Source organism: Rhodococcus sp. ACT016, from assembly GCF_050477185.1.
Taxonomy (GTDB): Bacteria; Actinomycetota; Actinomycetes; order Mycobacteriales; family Mycobacteriaceae; genus Prescottella.
Genome location: NZ_JBEAET010000001.1, coordinates 1757051 through 1778890 on the forward strand (window position 1 = coordinate 1757051; position 21840 = coordinate 1778890).

Below are 21840 nucleotides of genomic sequence, written 5' to 3' on the forward strand. Positions count from 1 at the left end.
GCGGGAGCCTGCGACTGTTCACCACTATTGAAACAGGTATGACCCCGGGAAGGCGTCACCTCGGGTCGACTACCGTTGCCCAGTGTGTTGACCGCCGCCGCTTTCGTGCCCTCGCCGCCGCTGCTCGTGCCCCAGTTGGCCGGTGCCGCAGCACCGGAAACCGACCGGTTGCGCAGAGCCGCGCTCGATGTGGCGACACGCCTGGGGGGCTCGTGCGCGGAGTGGACGGTAGTCGGTGTCGCCGAACCCGGGATGCCGCTCGTCGCCGACATCGACCCCGAAACGTGCGGCACGTTCGCGGGATTCGGTGTGGACGTGCGAGTCTGCTTGTCGCCGGACGCATCCGACCACGACGTCGACCGGTCGATGCCCCTCGCGGCGCTGATCGCGGGCTGGTTGCGCGGACAGTCCGCACCCGAATCCCGGTTGCGGGTGCGGATGCTGGCCTCCGACACTCCGGCCGACGAGTGTGCGCGGCTGGGGGAGTCGCTGCGGCGTGAACTCGACGCACGTCCCACCCCGCAGGCGCTCCTGGTCGTCGCCGACGGGGCGAACACTCTGACCGACAAGGCGCCCGGCGCGTTCGACGCACGGTCCGCCGAGGTGCAGGCGGCACTGGACGCGGCGCTCGCCGACGGCGACTGCGGCGTGCTGGGCCGGCTGGACCCCGCGCTGTGCAGCTCGATCGGGTTACCGGGGCGTGCTGCGTGGCAGACGCTTTCGGCCGTCTTCGGCGGCGGGGACGGTGGCCCGAGCAAGTCCGAATCGCTCTACACGGGCGCGCCGTACGGCGTCGGGTACCACGTCGGGATGTGGCTGCCGTGACGGCACGGACCCCGATCGCCGTCGTCGGACCCACCGCCACCGGCAAGTCGGATCTCGGCCTCGACCTCGCGGAGCGACTCGGCGGCGAGATCGTCAACATCGACGCGATGCAGCTGTACCGCGGGATGGACGTCGGTACCGCCAAGCTGTCGATGGTGGAGCGGCGCGGCATCGTCCACCACCAGCTCGACGTGCTCGACGTGACCGAGACCGCCACCGTGGCCCGGTACCAGGAATCGGCCTCGCGCGACGTCGAGGACATCCGGGCGCGCGGCGCGGTGCCGATCATCGTCGGCGGCTCGATGATGTACGTGCAGTCGCTGCTCGACGAGTGGTCGTTCCCGGCAACCGATCCGCAGATCCGGGCGCGCTGGGAATCCGTGCTCGCCGAACGGGGCGTCGCGGCCGTGCACGCCGAACTCGCGCGCGTCGACCCCGATGCGGCGGCCTCGATCCTGCCGACCGACGGCCGTCGCATCGTGCGAGCGCTCGAGGTCGTCGAGCTCACCGGACGGCCGTTCGCGGCGTCGGCGCCGAAGATCGGCGAGCCCCGTTGGGGCACAGTCATCATCGGTGTCGATCGGGAGACCGAGGCGCTCGACGCGCGGATCCGGCTACGGACGGAGCTGATGTTCGACAAGGGACTCGTCGGCGAGGTTCGGGGACTGGTGGACGTCGGGCTGCGAGAGGGCGTGACGGCGCAGCGGGCCATCGGCTACGCACAGGTGCTGGCGTTGTTCGACGGCGAATACGACCGCGCGGAAGCGCTCGAGCGCACGTTCATCGGCACCCGACGCTACGTGCGTCGACAGCGGTCCTGGTTCCGCCGCGATCCTCGGGTGCACTGGCTCGACGGGGCCGACCCGAACCTCGTCGAGGCGGCACTGCGGATGGTCGCGGGCGACTGACGAATCGGGTCGCGGGCGCCCCTCGCTAGAGTGGGCGCCATGGAATTCAGCAAGGGCCACGGCACCGAGAACGACTTCGTGATCCTCCCGGATCCCGACGCCGACCTTGCCCTCCCCGAACACCGAATCGCGGCCCTGTGCGACCGCCGTCGAGGACTCGGCGCCGACGGCCTTCTGCGGGTCGCGCGGGCCGGCGCGCTGATGGCCGTCGGCGTGCTCCGCGATCTTCCCGAGGGTGTCGCCGCCGACGACTGGTTCATGGACTACCGCAACGCCGACGGATCCATTGCGGAGATGTGCGGCAACGGCGTTCGGGTGTTCGCGCACTACCTGCGCGCCACCGGCCTGGAACTGCACGACGAGTTCGTCGTCGGCAGCCGGGCCGGCGCCCGTCCGGTCACCGTCCACGCCGCCGACCACGTGAACGGCGACGTCACCGTCGACATGGGAGTCGTCCGCGAACTCGGCACCTCGACGGCGACCGTCGGCGGCCGGGTCCTCGAGGGCATCGGTATCGACGTCGGCAACCCGCACCTCGCGTGCGTGGACCCGGACCTGACGGCGGCCGCGCTCGCCGGGCTGGACCTCACCGTCTCGCCGGGATTCGATCCCGGGTTCTTCCCCGAGGGCGTCAACATCGAGATCCTCACCGCCCTCGACGGTGGATCGGTCGACATGCGCGTCCACGAACGCGGCGTCGGCGAGACCCGCTCGTGCGGCACCGGCACCGTCGCCGCGGCCGCCGCCGCGCTGCGCGCCCACGGCGACACCGACGGCAAGGTCGAGGTGCGGGTGCCCGGAGGCCGGGTGCACGTCTCGGTCGACGGCGGACGCGCGGCGCTGCGGGGGCCGTCCGTGCTGGTCGCGGCCGGCCGGATCGACGATCGCTGGTGGACCGAGCTGGGGTGAATGCCCGGCACGGGTCCTGTTCGCCCTGGGGAAATCCGTGTGCACGCCCGTCGCGCTTCGTGGGACCATGAACGTGTATGACGAAATCACATCGCACCAAGTTCCCGTCCGCCCCGGAGTCCGCCGACTTCGCCGGCGAATCGACAGCGTCCGATTCGGCTGACCGCTACGAGGACTCCGCCGCGCCGTCCGTCGGCGAGATGCAGCTCGACGAACGCAGCGCACTGCGCCGAATCGCGGGGCTGTCCACCGAACTCACCGACGTCACCGAGGTCGAATACCGGCAGCTGCGACTCGAGCGCGTGGTCCTGGTCGGTGTGTGGACCTCCGGTACCGCCGCGCAGGCCGACGCCAGCCTCGCCGAGCTGGCCGCCCTCGCCGAGACCGCCGGTTCGGAGGTTCTCGAGGGCCTCGTCCAGCGCCGCGACAAGCCGGACGCGGCAACCTACATCGGCTCCGGCAAGGCCGACGAGCTCCGCCAGGTCGTCCTCGCGACCGGCGCCGACACCGTCATCTGCGACGGTGAGCTCACCCCCGCGCAGCTGACCGCGCTGGAGAAGGTCGTCAAGGTCAAGGTCATCGACCGGACGGCGCTGATCCTCGACATCTTCGCCCAGCACGCCACCTCCCGGGAAGGTAAGGCGCAGGTGGCGCTCGCGCAGATGGAGTACATGCTGCCGCGCCTGCGTGGCTGGGGTGAGTCGATGTCCCGGCAGGCCGGTGGCCGTGCGGGCAGCAACGGCGGCGTCGGTCTTCGCGGTCCCGGTGAGACCAAGATCGAGACGGACCGTCGCCGGATCCGCGAGCGGATGGCGAAGCTGCGTCGCGAGATCAAGGAGATGAAGTCGGCCCGCGACACCAAGCGCAGCCACCGCCTCCGCAGCGAGATCCCGTCGGTCGCCATCGTGGGCTACACCAACGCCGGCAAGTCGAGCCTGCTCAACGCCCTCACCGGGTCGGGCGTGCTCGTACAGAACGCGCTGTTCGCGACTCTCGACCCGACCACCCGGCGCGCGACGTTCGAGGACGGTCGCGAGTTCGTCCTCACCGACACCGTGGGATTCGTCCGGCACCTGCCGACCCAGCTGGTCGAGGCATTCCGCTCGACGCTCGAGGAAGTGACCGACGCCGACCTCCTGCTCCACGTCGTCGACGGATCCGATCCGCTGCCGACCGACCAGATCAAGGCTGTGCGCGAGGTCATCACCGAGGTGATCCGCGAGAACGATACGGCCGCGCCGCCCGAATTGATCGTGGTAAACAAGATCGATGCGGCGGACCCGGTGGTCCTGACTCAGCTGCGCGGGCTCCTGCCCGGTGCGGTGTTCGTGTCCGCCCGAACCGGGGAGGGCATCGATGAACTGCGTGCACGGCTGTCCGAGATCGTCCGACGTCCGGAGGTCGAGGTAGATGTCCTCGTGCCGTACACCCGAGGCGACCTCGTCGCGCGGATCCACTCGGACGGTCAGATCCTCGATTCGACGCACGAGGAGACCGGAACCCGGATGCGCGTCCGTGTACCGGAGTCCCTGGCGTCGGCTCTCGTCGACTACGCGGGGCGTGCGTAACGTCCGCGGTTCGGCCGGGTTGGCGTTGGCCGGTGTCGTAGCGCTCGGGCCGGCACTGCTCGCCGGAGTTCCCGCGACCGCCCAGAGCGCGGGCTCGAGTGGTTCGAGTGGGTCGGGTGTCCTGCTGACCGGTGCGCAGTTCGAGCATCTGTGCACGCCCACCGATCCGGCGCTCGAGGAACTTTCCGGCCTCGCGGTCCTCGGCGGCAAGATGTACGGCATCGGCGACAGCGGCACCGACGATTTCGTCACCGTCATGGGCGACGACTGCGCGACGGTCGGCACACTGCCCGTCCCGGTGGAGCCGTACGACATCGAGGACATGGGCGTCGGAGCCGACGGCCGACTGTGGCTGTCCGACACCGGCGACAATCTGCGGGAGCGGCAGACGGTCGCCCTGATCAGCCTCGATCCGGCGTCCGGTGACGGGCAGTTGCACCGCCTCACGTATCCGGACGGACCGCACGACGCCGAGACTCTGCTGATCCAGCGCGACGGGGTGCCGCTGATCGTGACCAAGGAAGTGCTCGTCGCCAACGGGATCTACCGCCCCGCCGGCGGGGCTTCGCTCGACGGGCTGGCGTCACCCGGGCCGACCGCGCTCGAGCGGGTCGGCCAGGTGCGCCTCGGGCCCACCGGCACGCCGGGCGGTCCGGTGCCGATCGGCGGATCCACCTTGGTGACCGGCGGCGCGGTCAGCGCCGACGGAACGGTTGCCGCGGTCCGCACCTACACCGACGTCTACCTGTTCTCGGCCCCGGACGGAGACCTGGGCCGCGCGCTGACCACGACCACCCCGGTGCGGGTGGCTCTGCCGAACGAGCCGCAGGGCGAGGCGCTCGCGTTCACGCCGGACGGCGACCTGCTCGCCGGATCGGAATCCGCCGGCGGACCGTTGCCACCGCTGCAGGTGCTGCACGGTGCAGTCGATCTGGCCCGCGACGCTTCGTGGGCCGGTGGATCGGTATCGCTGTCGGCGTCGGTGGGAGAGTCCGTCACCACGGACGCGTCCGGCGAGGACGCCGGTGTCTCGCGGTGGTCGACGCCGGCCCTTCTCGGCGGCGCGCTCGTGGCCGGACTCGCGACGTTCGGCCTGGTGCTGCGGCGGTCGCGGTCGCGCGGGCACTGACCGAGTTCGCCGTCACCCGACTCTCTCGGCGCTGAGCCCTCTTCGGGGACAGCGCGTCTCGCGACACCGGAGGTGCCGCGACCCGTCCTGGAGTGAACCGGATTATCACCTGAATTCGGGCACCGATCCGCTAGTGTCGCCTGATGCTGGATTCGATTGTCCAGCACCGAAAATGACATAGGGGAGGTACGGTGCGTCGGGGCTACCTATCGGTTTTCATCGCTCTGCTTCTGTTGGCGTTCTCTGCGCCTGCGGGCGCAGCGCCACTGTCGGAGTTTCTCGGGTCGAGTGGTTCGCTGGGTTCATCCGGCGACGAGGAGTCGTACGTCGCGGTCGATCCGACGTCGGGCACGCTGATCGCGACCAGCGGATTCGAGGTGAAGCGTGACGGGTTCTCGTTCGAGAACTGGGGCGAGTCCTCACAGGAGCACCGGCGGGGACTGACCCCCGCCGTGATGCGGTCTCTGTACGGAGATCGGATCTGCGCTCGAATCGTCGACGGTGGGTGCGTCCTCACCGCGACCGGCCAGGCACTCCAGGCGGATCTGAACGACACATGGAGCGGTGGGCACTGCTTCGGCTTTGCGGCGCTCTCCGGTCTCTTCTCCACAGACCAACTCGACAGGACAGCGAATCTTCCATCGGGAGGCGACGTCTACGCGGAGCCGCCATCGGACCGACTCGACGGGCTGATCTCGCGGTACGCCAGCACCCAGATTTCCCTTCCGACGAGCGGTACGATCTCGGAATCCTCGGTTGCCGACACGCTCGGCACACTCTCGGCCGGATGGGCCCGGGGTGACAACTACGTCCTGTCGATCTTCGGGGATATCGGCGGCCACGCGATAACGCCGATCGCGTTGCGCGACCTTGGCAACGGCAAGACCGGAATCGTCGTGTACGACAACAACTACCCCGGCGTCGAGAAGATGGTCGTGGCCGACGCCGCCGCCGACCGCTGGTACTACACAACGGCTTTGAACCCGGCCGACAAGAGCTACCTGTTCGTCGGTTCGCCGCGCAATCGGATGCACTTGACCGAGCTGTCGCAGACGACGGAGGTGCACGAGTGCCCGACCTGCCGCGACTCGGGCGACGATTCTGTCCTCGTCCTGGTCAAGGACAAGGCCGAGAATCCCGATGGAACGATCCTCGACTGGCTTATGAAGGTCACCGCGCCCGGCGGCGGTGACGTCGCGGGAATCGAGATGCTCCCGGTCATCAACGACCAGCAGTCCCAGCTGTTCAGCGTTCCCGCCGGCGTCGCTTTCGAGATGACGATCGGCGACGTTCCTGTGGGTCGGGCCGCGGACATCGACATCTCGCTCTACGGTGACGGCTGGATCAACGAATTCGACGGCATCAAACTGTTGCCGGGCGCCACCACCTCGGTGAAGGTCGATCAGAGTCAGCGCAAACTTGGCCTCAGCAGCAACTTCCCGGTCGCGCCGACCGTGATGCTCGCCAGCGAGGAGGCGGATTGGTCGGTGTCGACCCGAGGAACCGGATTGCGATTGTTGCCGGGTAGCTCCCTCTCGGTGGAACGCGACACCGACGGTGACTACGTGTATGCCCTCGCCGGCATCGGGGTTCCCGGATCGATGACCCTCGACGTCCGGCGCCGGGACGGCGTGGGCGATCAGAACGTGACCACCGGCTCTCCGGTGAGCATCCCGGTCAACTCGTCCGCATCGGTGGCCGCGCATGCGTGGAACGGAGCGACGCCGCTCACCGTCCGGGTTGTGGGCACCGGGGTGGATCGGGTCTACCCGATGATTCCCACGAGTTAGCGGACCTGATCGAAGGCTGCGGCCACCCACCGTCCGGTGGGTGGCCGCAGCCGTTCGGGTTCGGCCACTCGATCGAACCAGGTGCCCGGTATCTACGTGATTCGGGCAGCGAGTCCCGGTGCGGTGGTGTATCGCTGCAGGCGGTGGCCCTAGTATTGGCCAACTGTGACGAGTACAGAGGACCACGCGCAGCGCGCGCCCGAACGGGAAGCCGGCACCGGGATGTTCGGATGGGCGCTGCACGGCGACGGTCGACGCATCAGCGACGGCGCGGTGGTTGCGCCGCACGAGCGGCTCTCGTGGCCGCGGACTGTCGGCATCGGTATGCAGCACGTGATCGCGATGTTCGGCGCGACGTTGCTGGTTCCGACCATCACCGGGTTCCCGGTCACCACCACGCTGTTGTTCTCCGGAATCGGCACCGCGCTGTTCCTCATCATCACTCGCGGTCGAATCCCCAGCTACCTCGGCTCGTCCTTCGCGTTCATCGCGCCGTTGAGTGCCTCCGCCGGCGAGGGGCCCGCAGCCCAGCTCGGCGGCGTCGTCGCGGCGGGCGTGGTGCTCATGCTGGTCGGTGCGCTGGTCAAGGCAATCGGCGCCCGCGTGATCGACGCCGTGATGCCTCCGGTGGTCACCGGCGCCGTGGTCGCGCTGATCGGCCTCAACCTCGCCCCTGCGGCCGTGGGGTCCTTCGAGGCGCAGCCGCTGATCGCCGCCGTGACGCTGCTGGGCATCCTGCTCGCCACCGTGATCGGCCCGGGCATCATGGGCCGGCTCGGCATCCTGGTCGGTGTCGTCGTCGGCTGGGTGTTCGCCGCGCTGACCGGCGGCCTCGCCGACGAGCGCGTCGACGCCCTGCGGGAGGCGGCGTGGTTCGGCGTGCCCCACCTGCGCGCGCCGACGTTCGAACTATCGGTGATCCTGCTGGCGCTGCCGGTCGTCATCGTGCTCATCGCCGAGAACGTCGGACACGTCAAGGCTGTGTCCGCCATGACCGGGCGTCCGCTCGACGACCTCGCCGGCAACGCGCTGTTCGCCGACGGTCTCGCGACCACAATCGCGGGCATCGGCGGTGGCTCCGGCACCACGACCTACGCCGAGAACATCGGCGTCATGGCCGCGACCCGCGTCTACTCGACCGCGGCCTACTGGGTCGCCGCGGCCACCGCGATCGTGCTGTCCTTCTCTCCGAAGTTCGGGGCACTTGTGTTCACGGTGCCCGACGGCGTGATCGGCGGCGCGACGCTCGTGCTGTACGGCCTCATCGGTGTGCTGGGTGTACGGATCTGGATGGAGGCCAAGGTCGACTTCACCGATCCCGTCAACCTCACCGTGGTGGCGACCGCACTCGTCGCCGGTATCGGCAACCTCACCCTGTCGATCGGTTCCGTCGAACTGGGCGGCATCGCCTGGGGCTCGGTCGGCATCCTGGTCGCCTACCCGGTGATGCGCTGGCTCGATACCCTGCGTCGCCGCTGACCACCGCTCGAGCACGGTTCGTGATCCGCCCCAAACGGTCACGAATCGTGCTCGTCTCGGTCATGGATCGGTCCTGATCCGCGTCCTACGGTCGAATCGAGGCAGCACGTCCGCCGCGCGGGCGGCTGTCGATCTGTGGAGACAAGAGGAGACGGCGTGGAGCGCACCCTGTTCGAACCGGAACACGATCTCTTCCGGGAGTCCTACCGCAAGTTCCTCGACCAGCACGTCGCGCCCTTCCACGATCAGTGGGAAGAGCAGAACATCGTCGATCGATCGGTGTGGGTCGAAGCCGGTAAGCAGGGCTTCCTCGGAATGGCCGTCCCGGAGGAGTACGGCGGCGGGGGAGTCGACGACTTCCGCTACAACATGATCGTCACCGAGGAGACGACCCGCGGCGGCTACAGCGGCATCGGGTTCATGCTGCACAACGACGTTGTCGCGCCGTACCTGATCAAGCTCGCCAACGAGGAGCAGGAGCAGCGCTGGCTGCCGGGCTTCTGTTCGGGTGAGCTCATCACCGCGATCGCGATGACCGAGCCCGGCACCGGCAGCGACCTGCAGAACATCAAGACCCGCGCCGTGCGGGACGGCGATCACTGGATCCTCAACGGCGCCAAGACCTTCATCACCAACGGCATCAACGCCGATCTCGTGATCGTCGTCGCGTGCACGGACCCGGACAAGGGTGCCCAGGGCTTCTCGCTGTTCGCAGTCGAGCGCGGCATGGAGGGCTTCGAGCGGGGACGCAACCTCGACAAGATCGGCCTCAAGGCCCAGGACACCGCGGAGCTCAGCTTCACGGACGTCCGGGTGCCGGCCGAGAACCTCCTCGGCGAGGAGGGGATGGGCTTCATCTACCTGATGCAGAACCTGCCGCAGGAGCGCATGTCGATCGCCGTCGTCGCCGCGGCCGCCATGGAGTCGTGCCTGGACATTACGATCCAGTACTGCCGCGACCGCAAGGCGTTCGGCAAGTCGATCGGCAGTTTCCAGAACACCCGATTCGTCCTCGCGGAACTGGCGACCGAGACAACCGCGGTGCGGGTGCTGGTCGACCGGTTCGTTGAGCAGCTGAACGCCGGCAAGCTCACGGTGCAGGACGCCGCGATGGCCAAGTGGTGGACGACGGAGGCACAGGTCAAGCTCATCGACCGCTGCCTGCAGTTGCACGGCGGCTACGGCTACATGCGCGAGTACCCGATCGCCAAGGCGTACATGGACTCCCGCGTCCAGACCCTCTACGGCGGCACCACGGAGATCATGAAGGAGATCATCGGTCGAGGCCTCGACCTGAGCTGATCACCCTCGGTCGATCACCCGGAATCGGAAGGGCGGGCCCGCGGCAACGTGCCGCGGGCCCGCCCTTCGCGTTCGTGTCAGAGCTTGCGCATGACCGTGACGACCTTGCCCAGGATCGCCGCGTCGTTGCCGGGAATCGGGTCGAACAGCGGGTTGTGCGGCATGAGCCAGACGTCCTTGCCGGTGCGCTTGAACGTCTTCACCGTGGCCTCGCCGTCGATCATGGCCGCGACGATGTCGCCGTTCTCGGCGACGTTCTGCTGGCGCACCACCACCCAGTCGCCGTCGCAGATCGCGGCGTCGATCATCGACTCGCCCACGACCTTGAGTAGGAACAGCGAACCCTGCCCGACCAGCTCACGCGGCAGCGGGAACACGTCCTCGACCGCCTCCTCGGCGAGGATCGGTCCACCGGCCGCGATCCGGCCGAGGACCGGCACGAACGTCGGGGGCGGCAGCTCGTCGGCCGGCGTGAATGCCGCCGACGCGGCCTCGGTGCGACTCCGGCTCGCCGGCGTGTCGAGCCCGCGCACGTCCACGGCGCGGGGGCGGTTCGGGTCGCGCCGCAGGAAACCCTTGCGTTCGAGCGTGCGCAGCTGGTGTGCGACCGACGACGTCGAGGTCAGGCCCACCGCGTCGCCGATCTCGCGGATGCTCGGCGGATAGCCACGATCGGCGACGGACGCGCGGATGACTTCGAGGACCTTGCGCTGCCGATCCGTGAGCTTCCCGGCGTCGACGGACGGCTCGCGTCCGCCCTCGCTGGAGGTACCCGAGTTGTCGTCCTTCATGCCGTTCGCCTCCCTGACAGCCCTTGACGACACAGCCGCGTTCGCCGCGGTGTCGTCGGTGCCGGTCTTCCGCCCGCCTGTATGTACTGCCACAAATCTATCCCGATCACTCCTCGACTTCAAACATCTGTTCGAGATTTGTCGGAGAAGGTGCTGACTTTGTCGTGGCCGCGTGGTAGAAATCGAATATGTGTTCTATCGAACACGTGATCGAACAACTTGGGTTCGGACGACTCGTGATGTGTCCGACGAGCGAATACGACTCGCTGGGAGGGTTCGGATGGGGACTGCACTTTCGGGAGATGGCTCGGCCGGTCTGATCGGTGACGGCACGGTGCGGCGGGTCCGGCCGACGCGCGCCCGTCGCGCGGAATCGGTGGGACCGCGTGCGGGAACCGTGCGCTTCGACGCCGTCCCGCGCCACGGATCTCGCGGTTCGCGCGTGTCGAGGGCGTCGTCTCCATCGCACGACCAGGTGCGGCCGCAGGCGCGGTTCGCGGGCCTGCGGAACGTGGCTGCCGCGGTCGTCGTCACGGCGTGTGCCGTCCTCGGCCTGGGTGCCCTCGCGAATCTGACCGGGGCCGCGGGAGCGGTGCCGACGGAGACCGCGGCCGTGCGGGTGCAGAGCGGCGAGACGCTCAGTGACGTCGCGTCGCGTGTCGCTCCCGGCGCGCCGGTGGGCCAGGTGGTCGATCGGATCATGAAGCTGAACGAGATGTCGAGCGCGGCCGTGCAGGCGGGGCAGACTCTGCTCGCGCCGGTAGCGCTCGACCGCTGAACCCCGTCGCACGACGGGGGATGGAGGAGGCGTTCGAGCATGACGTCGGGAAGGGCTGGCCACGCGCCCATCCGCCTCGGTACCCGGGAGTCGCTGCCGGTCTGGGAGAGGCGGGTATCCTCGAATCCTGTCAGTCACACCACATCGCGTGGTCGCGTCGATTTCGTTCCTGTTCTGCGTGCGCCGGTCCTGCTGGAACCGGCATCGGTCGAGATGCGGCGCAGCGGCCACGATGGCTACGAAGGATTCACCATGCACTGCCCGTTCTGTAGGCACCCTGATTCGCGCGTGGTCGATTCCCGTGAGGCCGACGAGGGCGCGGCGATCCGCCGTCGACGCTCGTGTCCCGAGTGCGGTCGCCGGTTCACGACCGTCGAGACCGCCGTCCTCGCGGTGGTCAAGCGTAGCGGTGTCACCGAGCCGTTCAGCCGCGAGAAGGTCGTGCGCGGTGTCCAGCGTGCGTGCCAGGGCCGGCAGGTCGACAACGATGCGCTGTACAAGCTGGCCCAGCAGGTCGAGGACACCGTGCGCGCGTCGGGGTCCCCCGAGATCCCCAGCCACGAGGTGGGGTTGGCGATCCTCGGGCCGTTGCGCGACCTGGACGAGGTGGCCTACCTGCGATTCGCGTCGGTGTACCGGTCGTTCAGTTCTGCGGAGGACTTCGAGCGGGAGATCAAGGATCTGCGGGCGCACCGCGAGAGCCGCACGGCCGAACTCGCCGAGGCCGACACGGCGGCCGAGTAGGCCGGCCACCCCGACACGCGACCGACGGCGCCCCTGGGGACTACCGCCGGATCGCGTCGATCGTCTTGAGGACGCGCTTCTCCGACACCGGGATCGCGGTCCCGAGGGTCTGCGCGAACAGGCTCACGCGCAGCTCCTCGATCTTCCAGAGGATCTCGTTGACGTCGTCGTCACCGCGACGCTCCTCCGGTAGGGCCGAGAGCATGCGATCGTAGGCGGCGTATACGCGGTCCAGTGAGTCCATCCCGACCTGGTCGCGCTGCGCGCTGGCGGGCAACGATTCGAGTCGCATCGACGCTGCCGCCAGATAGCGCGGCAGGTCCTTCAGGCGCTTCGAACCGAGTTCGGTCACGAACCCAGGGAACAGCAACGACTCCCGCTGCTCGCGCACGTCGTCGGCGGCCTCGCCGCTCGCCCGATCGAGGAGCACGGCCAGCCGGTGCGCTTCCGCGAGCGCCGGCAGCAGCAGGCGCAGCAGCCGTGCCACCCGCGTGGCGAGCTGTGCGCGCACCGTGGCGGTCAGCTTCTCGAACTCGGCCGGATCCTGCACCGGGCCACCGTTGTCGGCGATCAGCTCGTCGACGGCACAGGCCCGGCAGTCTTCGAGTAGTGCGTCGAAGCTGCCGTCCGGGTTCTGCCCGAGCGCCAGCCGGTCGGCGTTGCTCATGCCGTTGGTCACCGACTTGGCCTGGGTGGGAACCGCGTTCAGCAGCAGCTGGCGGGTGCCGGCCCGCATCGCGGCGCGCTGGGCGGCGGGGGTGGTGAGCACCCGCACCGCGACGCCGGAATCCTCGGCGACCAGCGCCGGATAGCCGGTGACCTTCTGGCCGCCGATCGTGCGGGTGACCGACTCGGGCAGCGTGCCGAGGGTCTGCGCGGTCCACACCAGCGCGGGCTTTCGCTCGGTGTTCGAGGTCGCCTTGGCGACCTCGACCTCGACCCGCGGTGCGAGCGTGCGGCGCAGCGCGGTCAGGCTCTTGTCCTTACCGAGGACCTTGCCCTTCTCGTCCACCGCGGCGAACGTCATCCGCAGGTGTGGGGGGAGTGAGGCGACGTCGAAGTCGGTCGGCTCGATCCGGCAGTTCCCCAGCCGGGACAGTTCCCGGGCCATCGCGTGGACGAGTGACTCCGAGCGCGGCTTCACGGCGGACAGCGCCGCGGCGGCGAAGTCCGGCGCCGGAACCACCTGTCGTCGAAGTTGCTTCGGCAGCGTCTTGATCAGCGCGGTCACCAGTTCGGTGCGTATGCCCGGCACCAGCCAGTCGAAGCCGACCGGGCGCACCGCGGCGAGCAGCGCGACGGGGATCCTGGCGGTAACGCCGTCGTCCTCCTTGCCGGGCTCGAATTGGTAGGTGAGCGGGAACTGGACGTCGCCCTGACGCCAGGCGTCCGGGTAGTCGCCCTCGAGCACGGCGGCCGAATCGGCGTTGACGACCGTGGAGGTCGTGAAGTTCAGCAGATTCGGGTTCTCTCGCCGCGCCTTCTTCCACCACGTGTCGAAGTGCTTGGCGGACACGGCCTCCGGACCGACGCGCTGGTCGTAGAACTCGAACAGTGTCTCGTCGTCGACGAGGATGTCGCGGCGGCGTGCGCGGTGCTCGAGTTCCTCGACATCGTCGAGCAGCACCCGGTTCGCGTGGAAGAACTTGTGCTGGGTCTGCCATTCGCCCTGCACCAGTGCGTGCCGGATGAACAGGTCGCGCGAGGCCTCCGGGTCGATCGAGCTGTAGGTGACGGGTCGGTCGGCGACGAGCGGGACGCCGTAGAGCGTCACGCGCTCGTACGCCATCGCGCACGCGCGCTTCGTCGACCAGTGCGGCTCGGAATAAGTGCGCTTGACCAGGTGCGGCGCCAACTTCTCGGCCCATTCGGGCTCGATGCGGGCAGCCATGCGGGCCCACAGCCGCGAGGTCTCGACCAGTTCGGCGGCCATCACCCAGCGCGGTGGCTTCTTGAACAAACCCGAGCCGGGGAAGATCGCGAACCGGCTCCCGCGGGCGCCGAGGAAGTCCCGCTTCTCGCCCTCACGCAGGCCGATGTGCGAGAGCAGCCCCGCCAGCAGCGACTGGTGGATCAGGGACTCGGCCGACTCCGACGCTTTGGCATCGGAATCGGACGTCTCCCACCCGAGCCCCCGGGTGATCTGGCGGAGCTGGCCGTGCAGGTCCTGCCATTCGCGGATGCGCAACCAGTGCAGGAACTCGTTGCGACACATCTTGCGGAACTGGTTGGAGCTGAGCTCCTTTCGCTGCTCGCGCAGGTACTCCCACAGCTTCAGATAAGCGAGGAAGTCGGAGTTCTCCACGTTGAAGCGGGCGTGCTTCTCGTCAGCGGCCTGCTGAAACTCGGCCGGACGCTCGCGCACGTCCTGGATCGACAGTGCCGCGACGATGACCAGGACCTCACGCAGACAGCCGTTGCGGTGTGCCTCCACCAGCATGCGTGCCATGCGCGGATCGACCGGAAGTTGCGCGAGTTCGCGTCCGGTTGCCGTGAGTTGCGGGCCCGCGGGAGCCTGGCCGTCACCCTTCGGAACCTGCTTAACCGATGCGATCGCGCCGAGTTCCTCGAGTAGCGCGACGCCGTCACGGATGGCGCGCGGATCGGGTACCTCGACGAACGGGAACGCCTCGATGTCACCGAGCCCGAGGGCCGTCATCTGCAGGACCACCGACGCGAGGTTGGTGCGCAGGATCTCGGGTTCGGTGAACTGCGGCCGCGCCTCGAAGTCGTCCTCCGCGTACAGCCGGATGCAGATGCCGTCGGCGACACGGCCGCATCGACCGGCGCGCTGACGCGCCGACGCCTGCGAGATCGGTTCGATCGGCAGTCGCTGCACCTTCGTCCGCACCGAGTAGCGCGAGATGCGTGCGGTACCGGGGTCGATGACGTAGCGGATACCCGGCACCGTCAGCGACGTCTCGGCGACGTTGGTGGACAGCACGACGCGGCGACCGGTGTGCGGGGTGAAGACCTTGTGCTGCTCGGCCGCCGACAGCCGCGCGTACAGCGGCACGATCTCGGTGTTCCGGAGTTTGCGGTCGCGCAGTGCGTCGGCGGTGTCGCGGATCTCACGCTCGCCCGACAGGAAGACGAGGATGTCGCCGTTGCCCTCCGCGCACAACTCGTCGACGGCCTCACACACCGCGTCCACCGGGTCGCGGTCGAAGGTCTGCTCGCCGACCTCGACGGTGAGTGGCCGGTACCGCATCTCGACGGGGAACGTGCGCCCGGACACCTCGACGATCGGGGCGGGCACGCCGTCGACCGCGAAGTGCTCCGCGAAGCGCTCGGGGTCGATGGTCGCCGACGTGATGATGACCTTGAGGTCGGGTCGGCGCGGCAGCAGCTGCTTGAGGTATCCGAGGATGAAGTCGATGTTGAGGCTGCGCTCATGGGCCTCGTCGATGATCAGCGTGTCGTAACGGCGCAGCATCCGGTCGCGCTGGATCTCCGCGAGGAGGATGCCGTCGGTCATCAGCTTGACCAGCGTGGAGTCGGAGACCTGGTCGGTGAACCGGACGGTGTACCCGACGGTGTCACCGAGTTCGCGTCCCACCTCCTCGGCGATGCGCTCGGCGACGGTGCGGGCGGCGAGCCGGCGGGGCTGGGTGTGCCCGATCATGCCGCGGATGCCGCGTCCGAGGTCGAGGCAGATCTTGGGGATCTGGGTGGTCTTTCCCGAGCCGGTCTCACCCGCGACGATCACCACCTGATGGGATTCGATCGCGGCGGCGATGTCGTCTCGGCGCTGCGTGACCGGGAGCGATTCCGGGTACGTGATCGACGGGACCTGGGCCCGGCGTCCCGCGATCCGCAACTCGGCCGCGGTGATCTCCTCGCCCAACGCGGCGAACGCGGACGGAGACTTGGCGCGGTCGAGGCGTCGGCGCAGACGGTGCTCGTCACGGAGGGTGAGTGCGCCGAGTCGCTTCCTCGCCTCGCGGCGATCGAGCCCGACGTCGGCTGCTGATGGTGGTGTCGACATGCTCCGGACAGCCTATCGAAGCGCGCAACGACAATTCCGGCTCGGCCGGTGCTGCGCGGAGCCGGACATCGACCGCGGCGGCGGCGAGGAGGGTGACGACATTTCCGTGGCATAGTCGCGGGGGAGACAACTCGACTGGACGAGGGGATTTCCATGGGTGCAGCGCTTTGGCACGGGTTCGCGGATATGGGTGCGGTGCAGCGCGACGGCGCGTTCGTCGTCACGCGCGGTGACGGCGCGTACATCTGGGACGACGGCGGCAAGCGCTACCTCGATGCGACGGCCGGACTGTGGTTCACCAACGTCGGGCACGGACGCACCGAGATCGCCGACGCGGTCGCCGCGCAACTGTCGAAGATTGCGCACTACTCGAACTTCGGCGACCTCACCTCCGACGTCACGGTCGCGCTCGCCGAGCGGCTGGCCGAGATCGCCCCGGTGCCCGGATCGAAGGTCTTCTTCACGTCGGGTGGGTCCGACTCGGTCGACTCCGCCGCGAAGCTCGCCCGCCGCTACTGGATGGAGGTCGGACGCCCGTCGAAGAAACTCGTCGTCGCGCGCGAGAAGGCGTATCACGGCATGCACGTCGGCGGCACCGCCCTCGCCGGCATCCCCGCCAACCGCGAGGGCTACGGCGAACTGATGGCCGACACCCGCACCGTTGCGTGGGACGACGCAAAGAGCCTGCTCGCGCTGATCGAGAAGGAGGGCGCAGACGCGATCGCTGCCTTCTTCTGCGAGCCGATCATCGGTGCCGGCGGCGTCTATCTGCCGCCGGAGGGCTACCTGACCGAGGTGCGCGACATCTGCCGCGAGCACGACATCCTGTTCGTGGTCGACGAGGTCGTCACCGGCTTCGGCCGGATCGGTGGTTCGTGGTTCGCGTCGACCCGCTTCGACCTGCAACCCGACATGGTGACCACCGCGAAGGGCCTCACCTCGGGCTACGTTCCGATGGGGGCGGTCTTCGTCGCCCCGCGCGTCGCCGAGCCGTTCTTCTCCACGGGCGTGTGGTGGCGGCACGGCTACACCTACGGCGGTCATGCCGGCGCCGCGGCAGCGGCGATGGCGAACCTCGACATCATCGAGCGCGAGAACCTGCTCGCGGACTCCAAGCGGCTCGAGGCGTCGCTGCACGAGCACCTGTCCCCGCTCGCCGCACACCCGCGGGTCGCCGAGGTACGCAGCGGCCTCGGTGCGGTCGCGGCGTTGCAGTTGGTCGATCCGGCGGAGGCGCTGCCGTTCGTGAAGACGTTGCGCGTGTTCGGGATCTCGGGTCGTGCCGCCGGCCAGGGCGCGATGCAGTTCTCGCCGGCGTTCGTCATGACCGACGAGCAGGTCGCCGAGATGGCGGCGGGAGTGGCCGCGGCACTGGGGTGATCCCCGCGCCGGTGGCCGGTCAGCGGCGTCGGCGCAGGCGACGTGACAGGCATTGCCACAGGGACCGTTTCACCTCGACGAGTTCGACGGTGGTCCGGTCGGCCGCGGCGGACGCCTGCGCGTAGCGGGTGTGAAGGCGGTCGCGGACCTCGTCGGGTGTGTAGGCGCGGCGCTGCCGCTCGGCCCGCGCCACGAGGACGCCACCGGCCGCCACCCCGACCGCACCGGCCAGGCCGAGGGCCTTCCACACATGTCTACCGTTCCACCGCATCGCTCTAGGCTAAGTGGATGATTCGGCGACCGCATCCATCGCAGATCGACCTGGACGAGGCGGTGGATGTCACCCGCACGGGTGACATCTGGATCTTCCGGGGCCACACCGGGGCGGATCGCGCCATCCAGACCTTGACGAACAGCCCCGTCAACCACGTCGGCATGTCGGTGGTGCTCGAGGACATGCCACCGCTGATGTGGCATGCCGAGCTGGGGCGCTCGCTGCCGGACATGTGGACCGGCAAGTTCCAGCGCGGCGTCCAGTTGCACGACCTGCGCGCGGCGGTCCAGGTGTGGGGTGCGCGCTACGGCCAGCGGGCCTGGCTGCGGCAACTCGTCGAGCCGGTGACCCGCGAGCAGGAGGACGCACTGATGCGCACGATCGCGCGTCTGGACGGGACGCCGTTTCCTTCGACCGCGACGCTCGCGTCCCGGTGGTTCGGTGGGCGCCTGCCGGCGTGGCGGGGCCGTCGGCGCCGGGACGACGGCGGGGAGCGCGCCAGTGTCGAGAGCGCGTACTGCGCGGAGGTGGTCGCGTCGACGTATGCGGCCATGGGGCTGTTGACGTCGGAGCGTAAGACCAACTGGTACGACCCGGGTCGCTTCTGGAGTGGGGATCGCCTGCCCCTCGCTCGGGGTGTCGCGTTGGGGGACGAGATCGCCGTCCTCCTCGGCCCCGAGGATCTGGCCGCGGGCGCCGCTCCGCGCCCGTGAACGAGTGACCCACGCCACTGAAATTGTGTGTTGGTTGTCACATAACGGGTAGATAACAACCGGTATGGCGGCTTGCGGACACGCCGAACGCAACTGCGTAAACATGATCGAGTCGCGCCGAATCTCGTACGTCCGTGCCGAAAATTCGCGTCGTGACCTTTCCGTGACCGTCGCCTACGGTCATTCCCGGCCCGAGACGAGCGGGCCACGCCGGATCGCCGCTGCACCGACCTGCCCCGCGAACCGGACACCCGAATCTTCGAGGGGGCAGCGGTGAGGCGGATGGGAACTCCGCCCGACACGGTCGGCGCGTGAGCGCCGTCTCGCCGGCAGGAGTGGAGAGGATCTACCCGAATGACCAGCTTCACCATCAAGCGCGCCCTGGGCGCAGTCGTTGCCACCGGCGCCGTCATCGCGATCCCGCTGACCGTCGGCACCGCCACCGCCTCCGCCGCCGGCGGCCATGACTGGTCCGGCGTCGCCGAGTGCGAGTCGTCCGGCAACTGGGCGGCCAACACCGGCAACGGTTTCTACGGTGGCCTGCAGTTCACGCAGAGCACGTGGGAGGCCTACGGCGGCACCGGCAGCGCCAACAATGCGAGCCAGGCCGAGCAGATCCGTGTCGCCGAGAACGTCCTCGACGGACAGGGTGTCGGCGCGTGGCCGGTGTGCGGCCAGTACCTGAAGGGTGGCAGCACCCCCGGCGCTGCGGCATCCGTCGCTCAGCCGGTCGTCGAGTCGGCTCCGGTCGCGCAGGATTCCGTCTACCCGGAGGCGGCCGCGCCGGCGCAGGCCGTCGCCGCCGGCATCGGCACCTACGTCGTCCAGCTCGGTGACACCCTCTCGGAGATTGCCGAGGCGCACGGTGTCTCGCTCACGAATCTCGTTGCCCAGGTCCAGAACCCTGACCTGATCTTCCCCGGGCAGACCCTGTCCCTCTGATTCGGTTCACGACCGACACAGCTCACAGCCCCGCCGGTGATCCGCTCCCGGCGGGGCTGTGTCGTGTCGGGTCGTCGCGCTCAGGAGTCCGCGGCGCGGGCGAACCACGTGACCGTGGCTCCGCTGTCGAACGACGTGGCGTCGGTGCGTTCGAACCGGCTCGGCTCGAACGCGCCGTCGAACACGGGCCGTCCGGTCCCCGCGACCACGGGGTAGCTCTTGATGATCAGTTCGTCGATCTCCGGCAGAAGTGCGCCGGCGAGCCGACCGCCACCGGCCAGCCAGATGTCGAGGCCGTCCTCCTCCTTGAGCTTTCGGACCGCCTCGAGCGGATCGGCGGTGATCAGTTCGACGTCCGGGTCCGGGCTGGTCCCGAGCGTCGACGACACCACCAACTGGCGTAGGTGCGTGTAGGGGCTGGTGATGCCGACGGTGAGCGCGGGCTCGTAGGTGCCGCGGCCCATCACGATCGTGTCGAAGGATCGGTTCGGTTGATCGCCGAGTCCGAGTGCGGGACGGAGGTGCGTCGGCACCGTCTCCGGGTACCGCTCGTTGATCCATGCCGCCATGGCGTCGGACAGGGGATAGAAGTCGACCTCGCCGCCGGGGCCGGCGATGTAGCCGTCCACGGTGAGTCCCACGTAGTACACGAGCTTTCGCATTTACCACTCCGTTCGTAGTACTCTGCATGAAGTGGTTTGGAAGTTAGTACTACGGATGGAGTGGTGTCAAGGTGCGGCGGAATGCTGAGAGGCGCGTGGCGCTCGTCGACGGTGCGATCGAGGTGCTGGCGCGCGAGGGGGCGCGCGGTCTCACCTTCCGGGCGGTCGACACCGAGGCTGCGGTACCGCCTGGGACCGCGTCGAACTACTTCGTCAACCGCGACGACCTGCTGACGCAGGCGGGCATGCGCGTGTACGAGCGGCTGAAGCCCGACGACGCGACGCTGGACCTCAGCCTGAGCGGCGCGCACGACAGGGAGCACCTCGCCGCGGTGATGCGCGAGACCGTCGGCCGCGTCGCCGCATTCCGCACCGGATATCTCGCGCTGCTCGAGCTCCGACTCGAAGCGACCCGGCGGCCCGAACTGCGGGCTGTCCTGACCGAGCGGGTGCGGCAGGATCTGGACTTCAACATCACCAATCACGTGCAGTCGGGGATGCCGGGGGATCCGACCACCGTGACGCTTCTCTACATGGCGATGAACTGGCTGATCGTCGACCGCCTGACGCTGCCCGGCCTGTTCGCGGACGAGGAGATCGACGCGCTCGTCGACGCCGCGGTCGAGCGCGTCCTGCCGGGCTGACCTGCCGCCCACGGCCATCCGAAAGGTAAAGGTGATAGGTGGCACTATACTGATAGGCATGGCTGATGGGACCTATCAACCGACGCTGTCGCAGCTGCGCGCCTTCGTTGCGGTGGCCGAATATCGCCACTTCGGAACCGCCGCCGCGCGTTTGAGTGTGAGCCAACCTACGCTCTCGCAGGCGCTCGCGTCGCTCGAGAACGGCCTGGGTGTGCAGTTGATCGAACGCAGTACCCGGCGCGTCCTGGTCACGGCGGCCGGTGAGCAACTGCTCACGCAGGCCAAGCTGATCCTCGACGCCGCAGACGGTTTCGTCGCCGCCGCGGCCGGGGTGGGTGACAAGCTCGTCGGACCGCTGCGTATCGGATTGATCCCGACCGTCGCGCCCTACGTGCTGCCGGCGCTGCTGCCCGCGTTGCGACGGGAGATGCCCGCGCTGGTTCCGCAGGTCATCGAGGACCAGACGGCGCGCCTGCTGGAGTCGCTGCGGACCGGTGCGATCGACGTCGCGGTCATCGCATTGCCCTCCGAGGCGCCCGGACTCATCGAGATGCCCTTGTACAAAGAGGACTTCGTGGTCGTACTGCCGAAGGATCATGCGTTCGCCGGCCGAAACGACCTGCCGCTCGACGCGCTCGACGAGCTGCCCCTGCTGCTGCTCGACGAGGGGCACTGTCTGCGCGACCAGACATTGGATCTGTGCCGGTCGGTCGACGCGCACCCGCTGTCCGGCGACACCCGGGCCACCTCGTTGGCGACCGTCGTGCAGTGCGTCGCAGGGGGGTTGGGGGTGACCCTGGTTCCGGATTCCGCGGTGCCGGTCGAGACCCGGCGCGGCGATCTGGCCACCGCCCGGTTCTCGGATCCCGCGCCGGGGCGCACGATCGGATTGGTGTTCCGGGCGTCGAGTGGTCGAGCCGAGGGGTACGGGCAGCTCGCCGACCTGCTGCGTGGGGTCGCGCCGGGGAGAGTCGTCGCGGAACGAACCTGACCGTTCAGGTCTCGGGACACGGT

General features: G+C 68.9%; 19 protein-coding genes. 15 read left to right on the forward strand and 4 right to left on the reverse strand.

Going from position 1 to position 21840, the window contains the following annotated elements:
• The first annotated feature begins 84 nt into the window (after positions 1–84).
• The 8 genes from ACQ5DX_RS08190 (at position 85) to ACQ5DX_RS08225 (ending at position 9910) form a co-directional block, all read left to right on the forward strand.
• Complete coding sequence (locus ACQ5DX_RS08190; RefSeq protein ID WP_430332158.1) at positions 85–825, forward strand: hypothetical protein; 741 nt, start codon at positions 85–87, stop codon at positions 823–825.
• Positions 822–1733, forward strand: coding sequence for a tRNA (adenosine(37)-N6)-dimethylallyltransferase MiaA (gene miaA / locus ACQ5DX_RS08195; RefSeq protein ID WP_430332159.1), 912 nt, complete (start codon positions 822–824; stop codon positions 1731–1733). The genes ACQ5DX_RS08190 and miaA overlap by 4 nt, the downstream gene beginning before the upstream one ends.
• Positions 1734–1772: 39 nt before the next feature.
• Positions 1773–2642 carry a diaminopimelate epimerase gene (dapF, locus tag ACQ5DX_RS08200; protein WP_430332160.1) on the forward strand — a complete coding sequence of 290 codons (870 nt, stop codon included), beginning with the start codon at positions 1773–1775 and terminating at the stop codon, positions 2640–2642.
• Between the two features lie 77 nt (positions 2643–2719).
• Positions 2720–4210, forward strand: coding sequence for a GTPase HflX (gene hflX, locus ACQ5DX_RS08205; RefSeq protein ID WP_430332161.1), 1491 nt, complete (start codon positions 2720–2722; stop codon positions 4208–4210).
• 25 nt (positions 4211–4235) lie between these two features.
• Positions 4236–5339 (forward strand): hypothetical protein, encoded by a 1104-nt coding sequence (locus tag ACQ5DX_RS08210; RefSeq protein ID WP_430335584.1) that lies wholly within the window; start codon positions 4236–4238, stop codon positions 5337–5339.
• A gap of 191 nt (positions 5340–5530) precedes the next feature.
• Positions 5531–7129: a hypothetical protein gene (locus ACQ5DX_RS08215; protein ID WP_430332162.1), complete on the forward strand. Its 1599-nt coding sequence runs from the start codon at positions 5531–5533 to the stop codon at positions 7127–7129.
• A 222-nt stretch (positions 7130–7351) separates the two neighbouring features.
• On the forward strand, positions 7352–8608 hold the full coding sequence (locus tag ACQ5DX_RS08220; protein ID WP_430335585.1) for a uracil-xanthine permease family protein: 1257 nt from the start codon (positions 7352–7354) through the stop codon (positions 8606–8608).
• A gap of 156 nt (positions 8609–8764) precedes the next feature.
• Positions 8765–9910 carry an acyl-CoA dehydrogenase family protein gene (locus ACQ5DX_RS08225; protein ID WP_430332163.1) on the forward strand — a complete coding sequence of 382 codons (1146 nt, stop codon included), beginning with the start codon at positions 8765–8767 and terminating at the stop codon, positions 9908–9910.
• A gap of 77 nt (positions 9911–9987) precedes the next feature.
• Here ACQ5DX_RS08225 and lexA read toward each other — a convergent pair whose 3' ends face one another.
• Positions 9988–10701, reverse strand: a complete 714-nt coding sequence (lexA, locus tag ACQ5DX_RS08230) for a transcriptional repressor LexA (protein WP_430332164.1) — start codon at positions 10699–10701, stop codon at positions 9988–9990.
• A 280-nt stretch (positions 10702–10981) separates the two neighbouring features.
• Here lexA and ACQ5DX_RS08235 point away from each other — a divergent pair, with 280 nt between their 5' ends.
• Together ACQ5DX_RS08235 and nrdR are read left to right on the forward strand one after the other, a co-directional pair.
• Positions 10982–11479 (forward strand): LysM peptidoglycan-binding domain-containing protein, encoded by a 498-nt coding sequence (locus ACQ5DX_RS08235; protein WP_430332165.1) that lies wholly within the window; start codon positions 10982–10984, stop codon positions 11477–11479.
• Between the two features lie 252 nt (positions 11480–11731).
• Complete coding sequence (gene nrdR, locus ACQ5DX_RS08240; RefSeq protein ID WP_430335586.1) at positions 11732–12223, forward strand: transcriptional regulator NrdR; 492 nt, start codon at positions 11732–11734, stop codon at positions 12221–12223.
• A gap of 40 nt (positions 12224–12263) precedes the next feature.
• Here nrdR and hrpA read toward each other — a convergent pair whose 3' ends face one another.
• Entirely contained in the window at positions 12264–16211 is a 3948-nt protein-coding gene (hrpA, locus tag ACQ5DX_RS08245) for an ATP-dependent RNA helicase HrpA (RefSeq protein ID WP_430332166.1), read from the reverse strand.
• 153 nt (positions 16212–16364) lie between these two features.
• On the opposite strand from hrpA, the gene ACQ5DX_RS08250 reads away from it, so the two are divergent.
• On the forward strand, positions 16365–17591 hold the full coding sequence (locus tag ACQ5DX_RS08250; protein ID WP_430332167.1) for an aspartate aminotransferase family protein: 1227 nt from the start codon (positions 16365–16367) through the stop codon (positions 17589–17591).
• 19 nt (positions 17592–17610) lie between these two features.
• On the opposite strand, the gene ACQ5DX_RS08255 is transcribed toward ACQ5DX_RS08250, so the two are convergent.
• Positions 17611–17862 (reverse strand): hypothetical protein, encoded by a 252-nt coding sequence (locus ACQ5DX_RS08255; RefSeq protein ID WP_430332168.1) that lies wholly within the window; start codon positions 17860–17862, stop codon positions 17611–17613.
• Positions 17863–17879: 17 nt separating this feature from the next.
• Here ACQ5DX_RS08255 and ACQ5DX_RS08260 point away from each other — a divergent pair, with 17 nt between their 5' ends.
• Together ACQ5DX_RS08260 and ACQ5DX_RS08265 are read left to right on the forward strand one after the other, a co-directional pair.
• The gene (locus ACQ5DX_RS08260) at positions 17880–18578 is read left to right on the forward strand and encodes a hypothetical protein (RefSeq protein WP_430332169.1); all 699 of its coding nucleotides are present in this window, start codon (positions 17880–17882) and stop codon (positions 18576–18578) included.
• A gap of 354 nt (positions 18579–18932) precedes the next feature.
• Complete coding sequence (locus ACQ5DX_RS08265) at positions 18933–19520, forward strand: transglycosylase family protein (protein ID WP_430332170.1); 588 nt, start codon at positions 18933–18935, stop codon at positions 19518–19520.
• An 80-nt stretch (positions 19521–19600) separates the two neighbouring features.
• On the opposite strand, the gene ACQ5DX_RS08270 is transcribed toward ACQ5DX_RS08265, so the two are convergent.
• The gene (locus tag ACQ5DX_RS08270) at positions 19601–20182 is read right to left on the reverse strand and encodes a dihydrofolate reductase family protein (protein WP_430332171.1); all 582 of its coding nucleotides are present in this window, start codon (positions 20180–20182) and stop codon (positions 19601–19603) included.
• A gap of 71 nt (positions 20183–20253) precedes the next feature.
• On the opposite strand from ACQ5DX_RS08270, the gene ACQ5DX_RS08275 reads away from it, so the two are divergent.
• Together ACQ5DX_RS08275 and ACQ5DX_RS08280 are read left to right on the forward strand one after the other, a co-directional pair.
• A complete protein-coding gene (locus ACQ5DX_RS08275; protein ID WP_430332172.1) occupies positions 20254–20826 on the forward strand; it encodes a TetR/AcrR family transcriptional regulator in 573 nt (190 codons plus the stop codon).
• 58 nt (positions 20827–20884) lie between these two features.
• Positions 20885–21817: a LysR substrate-binding domain-containing protein gene (locus tag ACQ5DX_RS08280; RefSeq protein ID WP_430332173.1), complete on the forward strand. Its 933-nt coding sequence runs from the start codon at positions 20885–20887 to the stop codon at positions 21815–21817.
• Positions 21818–21840 lie beyond the last annotated feature (23 nt).